Here is a 2,080-nt window from a genome sequence, read left to right on the forward strand (position 1 = left end):
ATGAGGTTGTCGGAGCAGCAGCGCAAACGCAAAAATCCCCGCGAAGTGCGGGGCGTGAGAGTGCGATCAATGAGGGATCCACGGCTGCGGCTTCTCAAATCATTGATATTATTGACGAGTTAGTTTTGGTTGCGGGGGCAGGCAACCGCCGCTTTCTACCTGAGCTCAAATGTGCCGTATAATTTAGGAAGTTGACCATGGCTCCGACGGTAGGGATCGGAGCTGAAATTCCCCAAGTAACTGAAAAAACGTGTATTTTTTATACCAAAACAGGCAGGGAAATGATTTCGTGTATCACTCAACGCGGCCTAGACGCGTGGGGGAGCGGGGACAAGGGGCTTGCGGCCGAGGCTGTGTCAAAACTCGGTGGCATGCTATGCTTTCTCGGTAGCGGGAGATCGGCATGGCGGGTTTCATCGAGGGGGTTCAGCGCAGCCAGACGGTGCTTTTCCCCGAGCGCCTGGAGGACTGGATCGGTGAGGATGATCTTGTTCGCGTCGTCGATTTATTCGTCGCTGAGCTCGATCTGTCTGCCCTCGGCTTTGAGCGGGCGACCTCCGCGCGCACTGGCCGACCGGGATACCATCCCGCCGTTTTGCTGAGGCTGTTCATCTATGGCTATCTGAACCGCATCCCGTCGAGCCGCCGGCTGGAACGGGAGGCGGGGCGCAATGTCGAGGTGCTGTGGCTGACCGGCAGGCTGGTGCCGGACCACAAGACCATCGCCGAATTCCGCCGCACGAATGGCCGCGCGATCCGCAGGACCTGCGCGCAGTTCGTGGAGCTTTGCCGCCGGATCGGCGTGCTGAAGGGCGATTGCGTTGCCATCGACGGGGGCTTGTTGCACATATCAGTGAGAGGGATTCACCTCGGGAATCCTGCTGGTTAGATCGTTGGCATGCCAAAGCCTGCCAACACTCGCTACCGCACGATGAATTGGTCTGACTATAACGCTTCCCTGAAGCGGCGAGGATCGTTGTCAGTCTGGTTCGATCCGGAAATGTCCTGGCAGGCAGACCGAAGTGGCAAGCGCGGCCACCCCGAGACCTTCTCCGACAGTGCGATCCAGACCTGCCTGACGCTGAAAGTGCTGTTCGGCCTTCCGCTTCATCAGAGTGAGCCAGTGAGGCGCCATTGGTACGAGCCCACTGGCGAACGGTTTGGTGGCGAGCCTGATCGAGTTGGCGGGGCTGGACTGGCCCGTGCCCGACTATTCGACGCTGTGCCGGCGTCAGGCTCGGATCCCGGTGCAGATCCCGTATCGGCGCTCCGACCAGCCGCTGAACTTGCTGATCGACAGCACAGGTATCCGCTTTCGAGGCGACGGCGAATGGCTTTCGCGCAAGCATGGCGTGACGCGCAGACGCGAGTGGCGGAAGGTGCATCTGGCCATGGACACGGCCACTGGTGACATCCGAGCGGTCGAATTCACCTCGAGCCGACAGGACGACAGCCCATTCGTCGGGGAAACGATCCCCCGGATCGTTTCCTGCCCCTCCTCATTGCCGGAGCTGCTGTCGCAGATCCCTGTCGGCGAAGAAATCGAAACCGTCACCGCCGATGGCGCTTATGACACGCGCCGCTGCCATGCTGCGATCCTCGAACATAGCGCAGAACCGATCATACCGATCCGTCGCAATGGCCAAGTCTGGAAACCCGACTGCTCCGCCGCGATCTCGCGAAACGAGATCCTGCGGGCGACGCGATGTCTGGGGCGATCGATCTGGAAGAAATGGACAGGCTACCACGCTCGAAGTCGCGTCGAAGCCCAAATGAACCGCCTCAAGCTGTTCGGCGAGCGGACCATGTCACGTGACCCCAACCGCCAGACCGCCGAAATCCAGATCCGCATCGCCATCATGAACCGCTGCTCGGCTCTCGGGAGGGCCGAGATCGAAGCCATCGCCTGAAGTCGGGGGAAAGGGGGACATGCGCCCTGTCGTGCGATTAGCACAACATGTATAACCGCCCCTTACGCAAGAGGGCATTTGAAGCAGTTGTGCGCGGTGTCGGGTGCTGACATGTATCCGGCCTCATATTGCGGCTTTCTCCATGCCGCGGGCCCGTATGGTGTTCGCAG

1 protein-coding gene and 2 pseudogenes are annotated in these 2,080 nt (G+C 60.3%); all 3 read left to right on the plus strand.

Annotated features, from left to right (window positions below):
- A partial coding sequence (locus tag EOW65_RS20170; RefSeq protein ID WP_206364113.1) for a hypothetical protein occupies window positions 1-182 on the plus strand: 182 nt, incomplete at its 5' end.
- A gap of 221 nt (window positions 183-403) precedes the next feature.
- Window positions 404-835, plus strand: a pseudogene (locus EOW65_RS19745) (transposase); the annotation flags it as partial.
- 63 nt (window positions 836-898) lie between these two features.
- Window positions 899-1,910 (plus strand): annotated as a pseudogene (locus tag EOW65_RS19750) (IS5 family transposase).
- The last annotated feature ends 170 nt before the right edge of the window (window positions 1,911-2,080 follow it).

This window comes from Paenirhodobacter ferrireducens (genome assembly GCF_004022265.1).
Classification (GTDB): domain Bacteria; phylum Pseudomonadota; class Alphaproteobacteria; order Rhodobacterales; family Rhodobacteraceae; genus Rhodobacter; species Rhodobacter ferrireducens.